Here is a 17,671-nt window from a genome sequence, read left to right as displayed (position 1 = left end):
TTCATTCTTGGGTCGTCGCCACTTGTTATTTGGCATCGTTAAAAAACTTCTGGTGCTCCTCAAGGAGCTCCACCGTCAGCGGTTTGGCGAACTTCATCGATTTGGCCGGCTTGTTGATGTCTTCGACCGTCTCCCCTTGGTAGAGGGCGACCGGATAGTTCGTGATCAGGTCCTTGCGCGCATCCTTGATGATCGTCTCGGCCATTTTCATGGCGAGGTCGGTCGTGGCGTTCTTCTTATCGACGACCGCGATCGATTCGGTCAGCGAGAAGTTGCCTTCCGACGGGTCGACATAGTCGATCGGCGCGCCCGAAGCCTTGGCTTTGACCGCCTGGTGGCGCAGTCCGAAGCCTGCGGCAACTTCGCCGGCTTCAACCTTCTTGATCGGGCCGGAGCCCGAGCTCTCCAGATGCGGGCCGACGTTCGCGATCAGATCGTGCAGCACCTGCTTGCCTTCCTCTTCTCCATACTGCGTGATGACGGCCTGTACGAGCAGCCAGCCGGTGGAGGAGTCCATAATGTTCGGAATCGATACCAGGCCTTTGTATTCCGGCTTTGTCAAATCCTTGATCGATGCCGGCTTCTCCAATCCTTTTTGCTTCAGTACCTCGGTATTCACGAAGATCGATCCGGTATTGGCCAGAATCGGCGTATAGTAAGACGGATAGGAATCCATGGCGTTCGTGGTAAAAGACAGGTCCTTGTACATGTGGTACTTGCTCTGCGAGCTGTCGATAAAATACGAGCTCATTGTGATGAGATCGGCCTCGATATCGCTTCCCTCCGCCATCAGCTTTCCGCCGAGCTCGGAAGTGCCGAGTGACTGCAGCACGTATTTGCCGTCGTAGCCGGCATTTTTCAGCGCGGTCTCCATGGCGGCTACCGCTTCTTCATCACCGTTGGTGTAGATGACGACCTTCTTGGATTCCTCCGCTTTACTGCTGCTGCATCCGACCAGAGCGAATACGAGGCTGATGGCGAGCAGGGTGAGCAGAAGGCCTTTGAACGTTTTGGACTTGGACATGGGTAAATTCCCTCGCTTCAAATAAAATGATGGTAATGCTGGCTTGCTGCTTGCGTGCCTTCTGAGGCCGCTCCGGGTCCGAATCGGGATTCCGATCGCTGCGCTTCTCCAAACCCTGTTTTCAGCCCCTCCGCTGGGCTTGGCGAAAAGAGTGAATGATAGTGAAAACAAATTCAAAGCCATGTCAATGCGAGTGTAGATTGTGCTCATAGCTAGCCATGTAACCTTCTAGAGCGATACTAAGAAATCGTGAAATACCAGCAGTTAATCCCGCTAGGCGAAGGTCAACCCCCAGGCTCACCGCCGCACCGCCCTCCTTCTCTGCAGTACTTCGCACAGCACCTTGATCATCAGGTTGGTTGCGAAGATCAGCATGGACAGCACGAAAATTTCATTAAACTTGGCAAAATGCTGCAGTTCCTTGATTTTGCTCGCCACCACCGACGTCTGCGCCGATACCAGAAAGATGATTCCGCTGATCGTCACCATCGCGTTGACGAAGAAGTACCCGAACATTTCGATCACCGTGGCGGCCGAATTCGGCAGTACCACCCGCCGGACGGTCCGCAGCCAGCTGTCTCCAAGCAGTTCCCCGGTCGTTTCCCAGGAAGGGTTCATCCGGGAAAGGGCGTTTTTGGCCATCAGGTATGGCGTCGTGAACAGATGGACGATGTTGCACAGCACGAGAATCGTAAACGTCCCCTTCAGACTGCTCCCGTTCAGAAACAGCAGGTATGAAATCCCCAGCACCATGCCCGGCACCGTGTTGGTGATCATCGAAATGGTATCCGTGATTCCCCGCCACCGCAGGTTCGTACGCACATTGAGCAGCGCTGCGGCATAAGCAGCCAGGGTGCCGAAGACGGACGTCAGCAGCGCAACCCACAGCGAATGCTTGTACACCCCTGTGAGATCTCCGGATTCCAGCACACTCGCCACATGCTTGAAGGTAAACGTGAGATCGTACGGATATCCATTCATCCACGGTGCGATAAACATAACCGCAAAGATAGAGAGCATGCCGAGCACGACCAACAGGGAGAGGATCCCGAAGCCTGTATCCCGTATGCGGTGCTTGGGCAGCGGCGTATCGGCCATTTTATCGACGTGGAAATTGAGCTTCTCCAGCGCCTGCAGCAGCCAGATGCCAAACACCGCCGGGATCAGCATGACGATCGCAACGACCGCCCCCTGGTTGAAATCCGGAATGGAGCCGAGCATCACCTGGTACAATTGCCCTGCAACGACCTCGTAGGTGCCGCCGACCGACGCCGGAATCCCGAAATCGGTAAAGCTCAGGATAAAAGACAGGATCAACGCACCGCCCAGCGCTCCCGCCAGCGGCCGCAGCACCGTATTTTTGAAGCTGCGCAGCGTGCCGTCCCCCATCAACCTGGAGACGATGATGAACTTCCGGTCCACGTAGCGGAACGCATTGTGGATCAGCAGAAAGGCCGGCGGCAGCGTGTAAATGACATAGCCGAGCAGCAGTCCGTTGAATCCATAAATTTCAAACCAGTTCCGTCCCGTAATCCGGGTGATCAGCCCCTGGTTCCCGAAGGAGTACATGATGGCGAATCCGTAGGTAATTGTGGGCAGGAGCATCGGGAGCGCGACCAACATTCTTACTGCGCCCTTGATGGGCCGGTACACGTTGGTACAGTGAATACCATAAGCAAGAATAAAGCCGAGCACCGTCGTGATGAGTGCGGTCAGCGCCGATACCTTGACGCTGTTCAGAATGGAACGGGTCAGGTCCCGTTTTCTCCACACATCGGTATAGTTTGCGAGCGTAAAGCCCTGGTCATTTTCCAAAGAGCGAATGAGCAGCACCACCAGCGGGATGAACAGAAACACGGCGAACAGCAGCACGATCAGGATGAAGATCACCCGCATTTCAGGCTTGACTTTATGCATGGGCCGCACCAAAAAGCTGGTAAATGTTCTGCCGTTTGATCTGCAGCTGCCGGATAATAAACTGTTCCACGAAAGCATCCGCCGGCTGCTGGATGATGTCCTGCGGCGTGCCGTATTGGGCGATTCGGCCCTGGTTGATGATCAGAATTTTGTCCGACAAGGTCAGCGCCTCTTCCGGATCGTGAGTCACAATGATCGTCGTAAGCTTGAACTCCCGCGCGATCGACTGAATCCGCTGCTTGATCGATTCCTTGATCACCCCGTCGAGGGCGCTGAGCGGCTCGTCCAGCAGCAGGATTTTCGGTTTGGTGACCAGCGTTCGGGCCAACGCCACCCGCTGCTTCTGGCCCCCGGACAGCTCGCTGATTCTTTTTTTCAGATGGGGCCCGAGCTCCAGAAAATCGATCGTTTCCTGAACCTCCTCCTTGCCGATGCCCTTCTTGTTGCGAAGCCCGTATACGATATTGTCGTAAGCGTTCAAATTCGGGAACAGGGCATAATCCTGAAACACGATATTGAATCCGCGCTTGTTCATAGGCACCCGGCTGATGTCGTTGCCATTAAACAGGATCTCGCCTTGATCCATATCGGTTAACCCGAGAATAATGCCGAGAAGGGTCGTCTTCCCGCTTCCGCTCGGACCGAGGAGCGATACAATTTCGCCCGTGCCGATCTCGAGACTGATGTCTTCCAAAACTACCTTTTCGTCGAATTGTTTACGAATATGCTGCAGCTTGAGCAGACGGCTCACCTCCCATAAACACAACCCCAGTATAAAAAGCGAATGTCAATCCAAATCGTCCATTGTGTAAAACTGAAGTAAATTATGCATATGTTGTTCATATATTTTGACTAACTTTATCCTAAATCGACTTCATTGCTTCTCATATTACGTAAAAAAAGCGCCAAACCAGTACTTTGGAGTACCGATTCGGCGCTTTGGCGTTTGACCAAGGCTTACTGTGCTAATTCTGTTGTGAAGTCCGCATAATAGCGGATCAGGAAATCACGAAACGTATGAGCCGCTTTGGATAGGTAATGATGTCTCGACCAGGCCAACAGAAAAGTGCGCTGACACACAGGCTGCTCAATCGGAAGCAGAATAAGTGAGAGTTCTTTTAATTTCGCAGCCTCGGTTAATAAGGCAACCCCCATACCCGCTTTGACAAAAGCACTCATGACGGTCGTATCATCCACCTCGCAAGAAATCTTTGGTTCAAAACCCGCCGATTTACACAATTGATCGGTTAACACCCGGTAGCTGTGTTTCCTGTCCAAACCGATAAAGGGTTCCCCGGCCAACTCGCTTAAGCAGATACGGGTGCGATTCGATAAAGGATGCCTGGAGGGTACTGCCAGAAAAATCTCCTCCCGCAAAAATTCAATACTTTCGATCTCCTCATGTTCAATCGGCAGTGAAGTAATGCAAAAGTCCAGTTCGCCGTCAAGAAGGAGCTCGATCTTCTCCTCGTGCGAGGTCGTTTGGGTAAGGCGAAGATTGACCTTCGGGTGCGCCGATAAAAATGAACTGATAAACTCCGCGTCACACTTGTGGTTCGTTGTGGCCAACACAATACGTCCCTGCTCGAGGCCAGCCTGATCGGCAACCTGGCGTCTCCCCTCTTCCAGCATCGTCAGGGCCGGCTCAACCTGCTGCAAAAACAGTCTGCCATACGAATTGAGGCGGATTTTTTGTTTGTGGCGGTCAAATAGCGGAACTCCTATATCCTGCTCCAGCCGGGCGATCGTTTTGCTGAGGGCTGGCTGGGCGATATGCAATTCCTCGGCTGCCTTCGTCATGTGTTCCAGCCGGGCGACGGTTTGAAAATACTTCAATTGCAATAATTCCATGGATTCCACCCTTCCATTCTGATGGACCGAATCAAGTTTATATCTTTAGAGTTATGAACTTATGACCAATTTATATTTTTAACGGTCATTTATCAACTTTATAATGTGGATGAATCTCCATCTTCACGATGGAACGCAAAGGAAAGGGGACTTACGGAGATGGAGGGTCAAAAGGATGCGGCCAATAAGCTGCTTCATATCATGTATTTCACCTTGATCATATCGGTCATGAACGCAACGATTTTTAACGTGGTGCTCACATCCATTCGCGAGGAATTTATGCTGACGGCTTCACAGGTGAGCTGGATGACCACGGGCTATGGAATCATGTATGCGATCGGTTCAGTGACCTACGGTAAATTGGCAGACCGTTTCCGGCTGAAGGATTTGCTGACTTTCGGCTTCATCCTTATGGTCACGGGCTCGCTCTTAGGGCTGTCGGCACAGCATTACGGGATGATGGTGGCTGGACGGATGCTGCAGGCTGCCGGAGGAGCGGTGATCCCCGCCGTATCCATGATTATACCGGCCAAATATTTCCCTCCGGAAAACAGAGGCCGGGCCATTGGCACGATGGTAAGCGGGCTGGCTCTTGGGACGGCCATTAGCCCTATAGCGGCTAGTCTGGTGACAGGTATGCTTCATTGGCGTATGCTTTTTTGTTTTTCTTTGTTCATCCTGCTGGTTCTGCCTGTATTCCGCAAATATTTGCAGGAAGAACCGGAGCGGACAGGGAGCAAGCTGGATTGGATCGGCGGATTTCTGCTCGCAGGTACCATTGCGTTAATACTTCTTGCTATCACTTATAGTTCATGGCTGTTCTTTGGTACCGGCTTCGTCTTCTTTGCTCTATTCATCCTTCGCATCCGGTCCGCAGAGGAGCCGTTTGTTCAGCCCGCCTTGTTTCATAATCGGCGTTATGTCCTGGGCGTAGGGATTGCTTTGTTAGCGGCAAGCCTGAGTTCCGGAATGCCTTTCATTATGCCGCAGCTGCTCACGAACATAAGCCATATATCTCCCGCATTCATTGGTTTTGTTATGTTTCCGGGAGCCATGGCATCCGCTTTGCTGGGAAGAACAGGCGGGAAACTCGCCGATGAAAGGGGAAATGGCTTTCTCTTCTATCTGGCTGCAGCTCCGCTCTTGGTTTCCTTTGGTATCTTGTCCGTATTCCCCGGGATGCCGCCCGCCTATATATGGATCTTCCTGATTCTAGCCAGCACGGGGCAGACCTTTATCCAGGTAGCTACGTCAAACAGCGTTTCCCTCACTTTGTCACAGGAGCATATGGGTATCGGGATGGGCTTTCTTACCATGATGACATTCATCATCGGAGCCGTCTCTACTTCTTTGATTGGTAAAGTACTTGATTGGGGAGCTCCCGCTCAGCTGAATCCACTGCTCTTTCACGAGCAAGCGATGAGCTACAGCAACGCGTTTTCCCTGCTGTTCACCGTCCTGCTCGTGGTTGTCGCGCTTTATTCTATGCTGGTGCGAGCCCGTAAAACCGTTGGATCCTCAATATCCAGCACACAAAAATGATTTCGAAGGAGATGGAAAGATGACTTCAAACCTGATGCAAGCTGTCCGCATTCACCAATATGGAGGACCAGAGGAGCTGAAATTGGAACAACTGCCTGTACCGGTTCCTAAACCGGAGGAAGTTTTAATTCGCGTGCATGCCGTCGGCGTACTGCCTGTGGATTGGGCGTATCGTCAAGGACTGATGAAGGAGCATGTCCCGCTGCAGCTTCCTTTCATCTCGGGCTCAGCTGTAGCGGGAGTCGTCGCCGATGTCGGTTCCCGTGTATCGAAATTTCGGAAAGGTCAGGCGGTATTCGGCAGAGCCAGTCAAGGCGCATGCGCGGAGTTCGTCACAACAACGGTGGATACCCTCGCAAGCTTGCCGCCAAATCTCTCCTTCCGCGAAGCAGCCACCATCTCAGGAGGTGCTACCACGGCATGGATGGCGCTGTTCGCTCATGGCCATTTGCAGCCAGGCCAGCGTGTTCTGGTTCATGCGGCGGCCGGAGGGGTCGGGTCGTATGCCGTTCAATTGGCCAAATGGAAAGGCGCCGAAGTCATCGGCACATGTTCGGGGGACCACATTGATTACGTCAAATCGCTGGGTGCCGACACCGTCATCGATTATCGAACAACCCGATTTGAGGACAGAGTGCACGATGTGGACTTGGTTCTGGACGGGGTTGGCAGTGACACGCTGGAGCGCTCCTGGTCCATCGTGAAACGCGGGGGAACCTTGCTCTCGCTTGTAGACGTCCCCTCCACGGAGCGGGCTCAGCAATTGGGCATTACTGCGCGGTTCAGCAATGAGCTCGCACCCGATACCGTTTTCCAGCAAATAGGACAGCTGATCGCAGACGGACAAATAAAGGCACCGGTCGGAAGGGAATTTCCACTGCATGAGATCAGGCAAGCTCACGAGCTATGCCAAACCGGCCATGGACGGGGACGAATCGTGCTTCGGGTCGCGGATTGAATTCAGAAGGGCCGGCAACGGCCCTTTTTAGCTGGAGCAAGAGCATGCAGTTTCGGGCAGGATGCTCAACAGAAACCTGTGGCTCCAAGGTATAAACGGTATTGAAGTTGCAAGGTGTAATCAGTACACTGGTATTGACTTAACTTGAATATCTAGGCTTCCACGTCATAAATACAGGTGAAAAACATGCTGCCATTAGAGCGACAAAAGAAAATCATCGATCTGCTGAACGTCCGCAAGGTGCTGAAGATGAACGAGCTGACCGAAGAACTGGGCATCTCCGTGGACACGCTGCGCAGGGACATCAATGTGCTGGCCAATCAGGGGAAAATCGTCAAAATCTATGGCGGCATCAAGCTGGCCGAGCCCAAGTATGGCGAGCCTTCCATGGATGAGCGCATGATCGACCGGCTGGAGGAGAAGGAAACCATCGCCCGGAAATGCAGCGAATACATTCAGGACGGGGATTGTATTTACATCGACAGCGGCTCGACGACATACCATATTGCCAAATACATCAAGGACAAGAAGAAGCTGACGGTCATTACCAACTCCATCCCGGTCATTACCGAGCTGATGAACACCGACATCGAGCTGATGATCATCGGGGGAAAAATCCGTAAGGACGAGCAGTCGGTCGTAACGTTTGAGTATATTTTCAACTTTCATGAACTGAACGTCCTCAAGGCGTTTATTTGCTGCAGCGGCATCACAACCGAACGGGGAATTTCCGACTACAACCTGGAGGAAGCGACCACGCGCAAAAAGATGATCGAGCTGTCCAAAGAGGTTTTCGTCGCCGCCGACAGCAGCAAATTCGGCCGGGACGTCACCATTGCGATCGCGCCGCTGGACAAAATCGATGCGATCGTGACAGACAACCTGGTGGACCGCAGCTATGCCGCCAAATTTAAAAAGACGCAGACGAAGCTTATTATTGCGGACGAATAGCGGCCGAATAACAGAGCAACCGCCTAACGCAAAAGGACTTTCCCTGATCGGCTGGCAAGCCGGGGAAAGTCCTTTTTTTACCTTAAATATGGATATCGTATATATTCAATCGATCAAGCGGTGCTGATACCACTTCTTGCCCATGAAACGCAGCAGGAAGACGGTGCCGCGCACGCCCCACTCACAGTTCATCGCCAGCCAGACGCCGACGATTCCCCAATGCAGCACAATGCCGAGCACATAGCCCAGGATGACCCGGAACAGCCACATCGACAGCATGGAGACCAGCGAAGTGAACTTGGAGTCCCCCGCGGCCCGCAGCGCCGACGGCATAATAAAGCTGATAGCCCAAAGCGGTACTTGCGCGATCAGGTTGATGAGCAGGACCGTGAAGATGTCCCCGACGATCTCTTTCGGCGGGTGGAACAGGCTGACCAGCGGATGGAACAAGGCCATCATGATCACACCCGTCAGCACGAAGGAGAAGGACGCCAGCCACAGGAACGTCTTGGTGAACTTGCGCGCGTCCTCCACGTTTCTCCGTCCAATGCACTGCCCCACTACCGTCACCAGCGTGAGCGAGAGCGCGTTCGCCGGAATTTGAGACACGCCTGCCAGCGACCCGCTGATCGCATTGGTGGCGATGGCGTAAGTGCCAAGGCCGACGATGAAGATCTGGGTCAGCATTTTACCGCCGTTAAAGAACATCTGCTCCGCTGCAAACGGGATGCCGATGGAAAAGATTTTGCGGAGCATCTTCAGGTTCACCTGAACGATGGACCGGAGCTGGAAATGCAGATCGGTGTCCCTTTTCACCAGAAAGTACAGCGCGCAGGCGGCCGCCAGGTACCGGGCAATGTTGATCGCGATCGTCATGCCCAGCACGCCCATATGCAGCAGGTTAATAAACACCAAATTCAGCGCGACGTAGGTCAGGTTCATGAACAGGGACAGCATGAGCGAAGCCCTCGATTTGCCGATCCCGCGCAGCGCCCCGCACACCGCTTCAGTAATGGCGATCCCCACAAAAGACACGCCGCCTCCGAGCAGATATACTTTGGCATTGTCCATGACTTCCGGCGAAGCCGCTCCGAACAGCACGCTGAGCAGCGGTTGGTGGAACAAGACCAGGATCAGACTGAGTGCCAGCGCCAGGATCGCACAGGCGGAGACGGTGCTGGACGCCGCTTTGGAAACCATCAGGTCGTTGCCGCTGCCCTTATACTGCGCGACGACGACCGTTCCGCCCGTCGACATGGCGATAAAGACGCTGACCAGAAAAATATTAAGCGAGTCGACCATATTGACGGCACTAATGGCGGCGACTCCGGCCGAACTGATCATGGCAGCGTTGACCATGTTCAGCGAAATAATAAACGCCTGGTCGATCAGAATCGGAATGAACAGGGAAATAATCTGCCGGTAATCGATCGATTCACCGGTAAGATGTTTGTCTAGCAGGCGCTCGGTGTTCGCCCTAAACTTTAGCTGATACAAGGGATCACTTTCTTTTTGTCGGATTAGGCATCTGGCAGTATGCCCACGTTTTTATAAAATGAAAAAACCCTTCGGAAAGAAGAGTCGGCTTGCCAGGTATGCGGATCTAGGGGTCCACAAAGGACATAACGTCTTGAAAAAACGGCTCCTCAAAGGTCTGCCGCGTTAATCAATCATACATATCGTATAGCAGGTTGGCTTTTTTCCTCTGGTTGAGGTTATCACCGGGGGTGGTCCCTGTCAACGGTTAATTTCTGTGTTTTTTCAACGGTATGAAAATATGGTTTATTCCGGTCCGTTTAAAAGGGATTTCGTTGGTCTTCAGCGAATACAATGGAGTTTTGAAACGAATAGGGATGGAGGATTCATCGATGGAACTATCTCCTCGTTGTTAGGCATCAACTAACCGTTGGAGGCTCATTCACAAGGCGGTGGTTTTTTAGTCACGGAAAAGAAAGGAGAGCCAAATGAAACGGAGTCGACTTAAAGTCAGTCAAATCGTGATCACTCTGGTCTATCCCATGGCCTTCTTCTGCTTTTTAAATCTGGATCAGCAGTTGGATTCGTGGGCGATCCCTATTGCCGTTTTGATTCTATTTAGCTTACTGTGGGAAAACCTGACCTATCTGCTGATATCCAACCTATTCACCTGGGTGATCGCAATTCCTCTATGGTTGGTCATCAGAGCACCAATGGAAGAACAAACCTTTGCTATTTTCACGGCCTCCCTTCCGTTCATCATCCTGCTATATATCGGGTGCGTTCTCATCCCTGAAATGCTGATCGTCTCCGCAAAAAACTTCATCATAAAAGAGTTCAAACGCCGAAATACAACGAAGTAACGGCGGTAACCCCGACCACAGCTATAAACGCAAAAAAGCCGCTGTCTCCAGCGGCACTACAGCACTTATGTACGCTAAATAGAACGACTAACCGGCTATTTGCTGTTTCTTAACCATTGAGATCCTGTAAACTCCCACTTTCCTTTACCCATGAAAAAACTGTAGTTGTTGTTTTCATCTCTACTCCAGTGTAGGCTTTTGACCGTTCCTTCTCTTTGATTAAAAATAGGGCTCCACTCAACTCCACCATCCATAGAAACGTAGAATAGGCCTTTCGATGATTCTGCTGATTCGTCCGTTTGAGTTGTCATCATAACACATATGTCTTTATTCAAAAAGTAAGGGAGAACGGCCTTTATGTTTGAGCTTTTTAACTCGCCTGGAACAGGCAGGTTAAGATCGAACCACGACTTACCTCCATCGATTGACTTATAAGCCCCAACCTTCCCTTCAGCTGGTGTATTCGTTACAATCCAGCCGGTATTTGCATCGGTAAATGTGAAGGACTCTGCCCCGCCAGGTATTGTGCTGCCTTCCTGGTCACTGCTTGTCACGATAGTCCACGTTTTACCTTGATCTGTGGATTGAGATAAAACCATGTTTACTGCAAACATTCCGATGGGTTCATACTGCGCCTTCCAAGTTATGTTTCCCGTAATGGCAGTTTCTTCTTTTGTTGACTGGGGATCTTGGCCCTGAGAATTCGTTTTTTCCGAATGAATCAATGTGGAGGGAGTATTCGCATTCTCTTTAACGTTGGAGTTACCCGAACACCCTGTAAAAATTAGAGATAGCATGACGATTGAGATAAAATAAACAGATCGCCTCATTAAGAACACCCCAATCCGGTTTTACTATATAGATGCCAAGTATACCCGGATTGTTTCTCTCAACAATAAACAAGTGCCGCTATTACTTATTCAGGCTGTCGAGAACGATCTCGGCAGCCTGAGCCGCCGCCCCCAGCGGCTATTCAACATATATGCGCTGCACCCGGCTGCCGATCCGGCTCACGATTTCGTTGGTGACCGTATGGCAGCGCGCGGCGATCTCGCCGGCGGTGATCTGCTCATCGCCATCTTGGCCGATCAGCGTGACGGTGTCCCCTAGCATTACGTCGTCGACACCAGTGACGTCGACGGTCAGCTGATCCATGCAGATGTTGCCGATGATGGAGGCCCGCTGCCCGCGGATCAGGACTTGTCCACCCCCGTCCGACAGCATCCTTGGAACGCCGTCGGCATAGCCGATGGACACCGTGGCGATCCGGATATCGCGTTCCGGAACGAAGCGGCGTCCGTAGCCGACCGGCTGGCCGGCCTGCACCTCCTTCACCTGCGTCACGGTCGCCTTGAGCGCCAGCACAGGCCGCAATTCGGCCTGGCACCGCACGGCGTCGCCCTCCTGGCTGAGCAGGCCGTACAGCGCGATCCCCGGCCGGGCCCGGTCATAGCACAGCTCAGGGTAATTCAGCATGCCGTAGCTGCTCTGAAGATGCACAAGGCCTGGATCGATGCCGGCTTCCTTGATTTGCGTCACCACACCATCAAAGTGAGCGATCTGCCGGCGCGTAAATTCGGTCTCCTCCGGTCCAAGTCCGTCCGACATGGACAAATGACTGAATATGCCCGTCACCCGAAGATTGACAAAATCATAGCACCGCAGAATCGACTCCTTATCCTGGTGGGGCACGCCGAGCCGGTTCATGCCGGTATCGATTTTGACATGTACCTCCAGGTCGATACCGAGCGCCTCCAAGGCCTGTCCGTATTCCAAACTTACCATCGTCTGCGTCAGATGGTACCTGGCTAAATCGGCGGCCCTCTCTGGATCGGTGTAGCCAAGGATTAGAATCTCCCCCTGGATGCCTTGTTCCCGCAAAAGGATCCCTTCCCCGATTTCCGCCACAGCGAAGCTATCCATCCCCGAACGGTTCAAATGCCCCGCGATCTCCGTAATACCGTGTCCGTATGCATTAGCTTTAACCACCGCCATCAGGCGGCACCCGGAAGGGAGAAGCCGCTGAAGCTCTGCGGAATTATGCCGCAAGTGATCCAGGCTGATTTCCGCCCACGCCCGGTGGGATAAGGAAGGCCGGGCTTCTCTCTTTTCGCCTGGAGAAGTAAGCGAGTATCCCCATCTCACAGGGAACGTCTCTGCACGAAGACGATGCGCCCTCAACCCACCAGCCCCTTCCGCAAATCATGGAAGACGGTGATGATGCAGCCGTCCACATTGTTCCCTGAGCACTCCACTCTCGTTTCGGGGCGGACCTTAATCGTCAGCACCTGCTCTTCTTCATGAACAGGAACATAGTACATCTCCACAAGATGTTCCTTCACCTTTTTGAACAGATGCGGACCATCTAGGGTGAACTGCTTCAAGTAGTCCGTGTATTCCTCCAGGCACATCCCATACTGCTCCATGATGATGGCATGCGGCACCCCCACATAGCGAAAATGCCAAGGCTCACAGGCAATGTGCGTCAGATGCTCTTTGCCCTGCTTGTAACGCTGGATGAAGCCATGCTCCGCTGCCAGCTTCCGGAAAGAGGCATAAACGCCACCCTCCGGAAACGAAGGGCATAAATAGTCGACCCCCGTATGCTTATCGCCCACATCGGCCGCCAGTCCGGTCTGGTGTTCGCTTTCTCCGGGACGAGCCACGTAACTCGCAGTAAAAATCTCCCCGTTCTCCACCAGCGACCGGTCGTAGATGCGCTGCTGCTCCATCGCGGTGCGGTAGCCGCTGACCACTCCGATGCCTCCCCGGCCCCCGCAGGCGTCCAGCAGCGCCTCCAGCTGCTGCAGGCAGCTGCGTTCCAGACGCATCACCCGCTCATGAGTGCTGGCATGAGCGAGTGATTCCACGGGAGCGAGGCTCTTGGAATAAGGCGCCTGGCGGAGCGGATGCTCGCTGTTAATGAGAACCAGGTGGCCCCGGTGAACCATGCTCGGCTGGATGTGAATCACGCGGCCTTCCGTGCCTACAACCCCGATCATCGGACCACCTCCATCGCTTCGGCCAGCTGGATCAGCCGGTCCATCAGGTCCGGGTACGGCAGGTGGCTGGCCCGCATCATGTTCGGATAGCGGCTGGCGGCCGTGAAACCGGGCATCGTATTCACCTCATTGAATACGATCCGCTCCCCTTCGGTAATGAACATGTCCACCCGGGCCAGGCCGCGGCAGCCAAGCGTCCGGTAGATGCGGCGCGCGGTCTCTTTGACCCGGTTCGCCGTTTCTTCCGAAATCCGGGCAGGCAGATGGATCTTAGACGAAATCAGCTGGTATTTTTCCGTATAGTCAAAAAACTCGCCCTGCAGCTCGATCTCGTCGATTTCTCCGATGAACGGCTCCCGATGACCCAGGACCGCGCAGCCCACTTCAAATCCGGCAATGTTCTGTTCGACCACCACTTTGTCGTCATGCTGCAGCGCCTCACGGATGCCGTCCATCAGCGCCAGCCTGTCGTACGCCTTCGTAATACCGAAAGAGGAACCGGACTTGGCCGGTTTGACGTAGACGGGATAGCCCAGCGTCTCAGCCGATTTGGCGGCCGCATACAAGTCGTCTCCTGCGAGGACCGTGACCGAACCCGCCACTTCCACTCCGGCTGCTTTGACCAGCTTGCTGGCAACCTCCTTGTCCATACAAAGGGCAGAAGACAGTGTGCCGCAGCCGACAAAAGGAATGCCCGACAGCTCCAGCAGCCCCTGCAGTGTGCCGTCTTCCCCATTTTTGCCGTGAAGAACCGGGAATACGACGTCCACCGGCGTCAATCGGTATTCCGTCCCGACCAGCTCCACGATTCCGCCCGTTTCCCTGCTTGGTGGCAGAAACGCGGGGATGCAACCCGGATGCTGATGCCAGCGGTCCCTGCGGATCTCCTCCGGATCTCCGTGGTACCTCAGCCAGGCTCCCTCCCGGGTAATGCCGATGAGCACCAGCTCATATTTAGCCTTGTCCAAATGATCTATGACGGAAGCCGCCGATTGCAGCGAGACTTCATATTCCGTTGAGCAGCCGCCAAACAGCACGGCGATCGTTTTTTTCTGCATCTCTTTCTCCCCATTTCCGGTCCGGTGCCCACTCCGCGTGAGCGCCTGAGCGTGAACCTAAGATGCTTTTGATTATAGGAAGAGGATGTTAAGCAAACAGAAATTAATATTAAAGGAAATCTAAAGAAAGATTAAGAGCCGTTCCCGCTGGCATGAACGGGCATCCATGCTCAACCAATGCAGAGCCCGATGTTGCCAAACTGCTCGCCGGCCGCCGTCTGCCTGAAAAAAAAGGGACGATGGCTGCAAGTGCAGCATCCTCCCTATTGGCTCCCATTCGGCATTACTGCTGCTGGGACTTGTCGTATTCCTTTTTGGCTTTGTAGGCGAAAACCGAGTAGACGATAATCATAACCGGAATGACCATCCAGACGATCCCGCGGAACAGCGCAAACGGCGTCTCGAACAGGAACGCCTGCCAAAATCTTGGGCCGCTCATTTCCCACAATCCCGGCGTGTAATACAGCGATTGGGGCTTCAGGATGACGGATGCATCAATGGCATCGGTCGAAATCAGCGCCGCGAAAATCGGGATAAAGCAGCAGCACAGCGTCATCCACATGTCGGAAATCCGCTTATACCGGGCTGCCTTGGAGTCGGCATCGGAGAAAATATCCTCGTTCCCCTGGTCACCGTTCTGTTTAAAATATTGAGCACCCGACCCCTTCGTGCCGGCGATATGCGTCCAGCCGCTGTCCTCGAACAGGGCAACATAATCCTCAAAGTCCCGCTGATTCTTAAACGTGCGGAAGTCGATCCGGTAGTTGGCTTCCTCCGGTACGCTTCGCTCGAATCGATAGCCGAAGGACTTCCGGACAAGCGTATAGCCCTGCCGGGCCATGTCGTTCAGCCACTTTTCTTCCTGGTCCAAATTCGTAAAAAATTTATATTTTTTCATGCAGCAACTCCTCCTTGCCCCACTGCATATTGGTTACTTCGATCATATGGCGCATCCGCTCGTAATCCTGTCTCAGCATTTCCCGTCCTAGATCCGTGATGACATACACCTTTCGGCGGCTGTCCTCGCTCGCGGCCGGCTGGATGAATTTCTGCTTCAGCAGATTGTCCACCGCCCCGTACAGCGTGCCGGCCGCCATCCGGACCTGCCCCGCGCTGAGCTCCTCCACCTTCTGCATAATCAGGTAACCATGCGCCGGCTCCAGCAGCGCCAACAAAATATAATATACCGTTTCGGTCAGCGGTAAATGTTTATCTCTGCTCAATGAAGTGCCTCCCTTTTGCTCAGTCACACTTTATATCGTTCAACTGTATACTTACACTATATACAGTGTAACTGTATATTGCAATAGCGAAAAGGCCAAAACCCGGAAGAATCGGGCTTGGCCTTCTTTTTTCAAACGGTCTCCATCCTTGCGGGAAGCATCTGCTTGCGCCGATAGATCGATAACAGCAGCCCCATGGCGCAAAAATCAATCACCTGCGTGAACCCGCCATAGCCGACAAAGGGCAGGCTCTGCCCCACGATGGGCACCACACCGTACGCCATAAGCAGCGGCCACAACAGCCGAATGCCAAATACGACGATGAACGCGGAAAATATACAGGTGGCATATTCATCCCTAATGGACACGCTCATCTTCCAAATTCGTATCATGAATCCAGTGACCAGCAGCCCGATGACGATCCCGGCACCCCATCCAAAACAGTAAATAAGATACGGATACATCGATTCGTCATAGATAAAAGGGAGGGTTTCGTTCGCCGCCGCAAATCCGTGGCCCGTCCACCCCGCCGAACGGATCGCTCCGATCGTCTGCAAGGTCTGGTAATCCTTATCCTTTTCGCTCAAAAAGGAGTGCAGCCGCTCCACAAGGTAAGGGGTTTGCGTTAGTTTATATATGTACAAAGAAAGGATCGGCAGTCCAACGGCCATCAGAGGAAACCGGTTGTGCCTCAGTGCAATAATTCCAAATCCCGCTAAATAAATGCAGCCGTACAGCAAGGAGCCGCTCTGCCAATACAGTACGACCGGAACGACCATTTGGGCCGCGAACTTGATCCAGCCGACAATATCGCTGTGTCGGAACCTATAGTTCAATCCTGAAGCCGCAATGAGTAATGGTAATATGGATGCAGCCATCACATTAATGGCAAAGGAACCGATCGCCAGACTGGTCGTCTGCCCATTCGTCGTGATGCCTACCTTCAACGTTAAAGCCATTAAGGCGATGGTCCCGCAGAATATTACTCCGGAAAACTTCCTCAGCTTTCGGTAGTCCAGGAAATAACAAATAAACAGACCGGCAAAACCTAGCGCAACATAAAACAGCTTCTTCTCAAAAAACTGAGCGAGCATCCAAATCCTTCGGCCAGACATCTGCACATTCAGTAATCCAAACAACCCCACAATCGTCAGCAGCCCCAATAGAACAACAAGCTTCCAGTCGAACACAGGTTTATGCGCCCGGTGAAGGCTTCGTCCGATGTCGTCGGGATCGCCCATCAGCTTAATCGCTTCCTGCGCACAATGCTCTTCAGCAACTCCTTCGGATGCCAGCATGTCCATCCGTTCCGCAATATGACTTCCCAGCTCCTCACGGATTTCAGCATGCATGGATTTAACGCGGATATGCCGGCATACCCGGTCAAGAAACTCCTGAACCGCCGCATCCTTTTCCACAGCCCGCATCAAATCCCCTCCCCGATCACCGTATCAACCGCCGTGCGGAAACGAACCCATTCCTGCTGCTTTTCTTTCAGCTGACTCCGGCCCTGGTCGGTTATCCGGTAGTACTTCCGTTTGCGGCCGTCATGTGTGCTCCAGTAAGCTTCCAGCCAGCCTTCCGACTCCAGTGTGTGCAGGATGGGATATAAAGTTCCCTCTTTCATGGAAAAAACGCCCTCAGAGCTCTTCTCGATTTCCTTGATTAATTCGTAACCGTACATTTCCTTCTTGTTCAGCACCGTCAGCAGCAAAATGACCGTGCTGCCCTTGAGCAGCTCTTTATTAATCGCCATGATCTTCTCCTAATACCTAGATTTACAATACATCGTAATACTATGTATAT

Annotated in this window: 17 protein-coding genes; 4 read left to right on the top strand and 13 right to left on the bottom strand. The window is 53.0% G+C overall.

Annotated elements, in window-relative coordinates; all coding sequences use genetic code 11:
- Nucleotides 1-25: 25 nt before the first annotated feature.
- The 4 genes from KI379_RS21455 to KI379_RS21440 form a co-directional block, all read right to left on the bottom strand.
- On the bottom strand, nucleotides 26-1,024 hold the full coding sequence (locus tag KI379_RS21455) for an extracellular solute-binding protein (protein ID WP_089549340.1): 999 nt from the start codon (nucleotides 1,022-1,024) through the stop codon (nucleotides 26-28).
- 297 nt (nucleotides 1,025-1,321) lie between these two features.
- Nucleotides 1,322-2,941: an ABC transporter permease subunit gene (locus KI379_RS21450; RefSeq protein WP_212984866.1), complete on the bottom strand. Its 1,620-nt coding sequence runs from the start codon at nucleotides 2,939-2,941 to the stop codon at nucleotides 1,322-1,324.
- Entirely contained in the window at nucleotides 2,934-3,683 is a 750-nt protein-coding gene (locus tag KI379_RS21445; RefSeq protein WP_212985133.1) for an ABC transporter ATP-binding protein, read from the bottom strand. Before KI379_RS21445 ends, KI379_RS21450 begins: the two co-directional genes overlap by 8 nt.
- Before the next feature lie 215 nt (nucleotides 3,684-3,898).
- Nucleotides 3,899-4,792 (bottom strand): LysR family transcriptional regulator, encoded by an 894-nt coding sequence (locus KI379_RS21440; RefSeq protein ID WP_212984865.1) that lies wholly within the window; start codon nucleotides 4,790-4,792, stop codon nucleotides 3,899-3,901.
- Nucleotides 4,793-4,951: 159 nt separating this feature from the next.
- Between KI379_RS21440 and KI379_RS21435 the strand changes: the two genes are divergently transcribed.
- The 3 genes from KI379_RS21435 (at nucleotide 4,952) to KI379_RS21425 (ending at nucleotide 8,243) form a co-directional block, all read left to right on the top strand.
- Nucleotides 4,952-6,334 (top strand): MFS transporter, encoded by a 1,383-nt coding sequence (locus KI379_RS21435; RefSeq protein ID WP_089549343.1) that lies wholly within the window; start codon nucleotides 4,952-4,954, stop codon nucleotides 6,332-6,334.
- Nucleotides 6,335-6,353: 19 nt separating this feature from the next.
- Nucleotides 6,354-7,292 (top strand): NADP-dependent oxidoreductase, encoded by a 939-nt coding sequence (locus KI379_RS21430; protein WP_089549344.1) that lies wholly within the window; start codon nucleotides 6,354-6,356, stop codon nucleotides 7,290-7,292.
- Nucleotides 7,293-7,478: 186 nt separating this feature from the next.
- The gene (locus KI379_RS21425; RefSeq protein WP_212984864.1) at nucleotides 7,479-8,243 is read left to right on the top strand and encodes a DeoR/GlpR family DNA-binding transcription regulator; all 765 of its coding nucleotides are present in this window, start codon (nucleotides 7,479-7,481) and stop codon (nucleotides 8,241-8,243) included.
- A 105-nt stretch (nucleotides 8,244-8,348) separates the two neighbouring features.
- Here KI379_RS21425 and KI379_RS21420 read toward each other — a convergent pair whose 3' ends face one another.
- The gene (locus tag KI379_RS21420; protein ID WP_089549346.1) at nucleotides 8,349-9,740 is read right to left on the bottom strand and encodes an MATE family efflux transporter; all 1,392 of its coding nucleotides are present in this window, start codon (nucleotides 9,738-9,740) and stop codon (nucleotides 8,349-8,351) included.
- Between the two features lie 467 nt (nucleotides 9,741-10,207).
- Here KI379_RS21420 and KI379_RS21415 point away from each other — a divergent pair, with 467 nt between their 5' ends.
- The gene (locus tag KI379_RS21415) at nucleotides 10,208-10,582 is read left to right on the top strand and encodes a hypothetical protein (protein WP_212984863.1); all 375 of its coding nucleotides are present in this window, start codon (nucleotides 10,208-10,210) and stop codon (nucleotides 10,580-10,582) included.
- Nucleotides 10,583-10,677: 95 nt separating this feature from the next.
- Here KI379_RS21415 and KI379_RS21410 read toward each other — a convergent pair whose 3' ends face one another.
- The 8 genes from KI379_RS21410 to KI379_RS21375 form a co-directional block, all read right to left on the bottom strand.
- Entirely contained in the window at nucleotides 10,678-11,412 is a 735-nt protein-coding gene (locus KI379_RS21410; RefSeq protein WP_212984862.1) for a WD40/YVTN/BNR-like repeat-containing protein, read from the bottom strand.
- Nucleotides 11,413-11,551: 139 nt separating this feature from the next.
- Entirely contained in the window at nucleotides 11,552-12,763 is a 1,212-nt protein-coding gene (gene vanT, locus KI379_RS21405; RefSeq protein ID WP_244879395.1) for a serine racemase VanT catalytic subunit, read from the bottom strand.
- Nucleotides 12,760-13,584, bottom strand: a complete 825-nt coding sequence (locus tag KI379_RS21400) for a D-alanyl-D-alanine carboxypeptidase family protein (RefSeq protein ID WP_244867434.1) — start codon at nucleotides 13,582-13,584, stop codon at nucleotides 12,760-12,762. The genes vanT and KI379_RS21400 overlap by 4 nt, the downstream gene beginning before the upstream one ends.
- Nucleotides 13,581-14,642, bottom strand: coding sequence for a D-alanine--D-serine ligase VanG (gene vanG / locus KI379_RS21395; protein WP_076173106.1), 1,062 nt, complete (start codon nucleotides 14,640-14,642; stop codon nucleotides 13,581-13,583). Before vanG ends, KI379_RS21400 begins: the two co-directional genes overlap by 4 nt.
- A gap of 283 nt (nucleotides 14,643-14,925) precedes the next feature.
- Nucleotides 14,926-15,540, bottom strand: coding sequence for a DUF2812 domain-containing protein (locus tag KI379_RS21390; protein WP_212984861.1), 615 nt, complete (start codon nucleotides 15,538-15,540; stop codon nucleotides 14,926-14,928).
- Entirely contained in the window at nucleotides 15,527-15,865 is a 339-nt protein-coding gene (locus tag KI379_RS21385; RefSeq protein WP_076173109.1) for a PadR family transcriptional regulator, read from the bottom strand. Before KI379_RS21385 ends, KI379_RS21390 begins: the two co-directional genes overlap by 14 nt.
- A 131-nt stretch (nucleotides 15,866-15,996) precedes the next feature.
- A complete protein-coding gene (locus KI379_RS21380) occupies nucleotides 15,997-17,292 on the bottom strand; it encodes an FtsW/RodA/SpoVE family cell cycle protein (RefSeq protein ID WP_212984860.1) in 1,296 nt (431 codons plus the stop codon).
- Nucleotides 17,292-17,621, bottom strand: coding sequence for a PadR family transcriptional regulator (locus KI379_RS21375; protein ID WP_076173111.1), 330 nt, complete (start codon nucleotides 17,619-17,621; stop codon nucleotides 17,292-17,294). The genes KI379_RS21380 and KI379_RS21375 overlap by 1 nt, the downstream gene beginning before the upstream one ends.
- Between the last annotated feature and the right edge of the window lie 50 nt (nucleotides 17,622-17,671).

The organism is Paenibacillus cineris, assembly GCF_018333335.1.
GTDB classification, from domain to species: domain Bacteria; phylum Bacillota; class Bacilli; order Paenibacillales; family Paenibacillaceae; genus Paenibacillus_AQ; species Paenibacillus_AQ favisporus.
The sequence above is the reverse complement of the archived record's forward strand: the minus strand, read 5'-3'. Positions and strand labels throughout refer to the sequence as shown.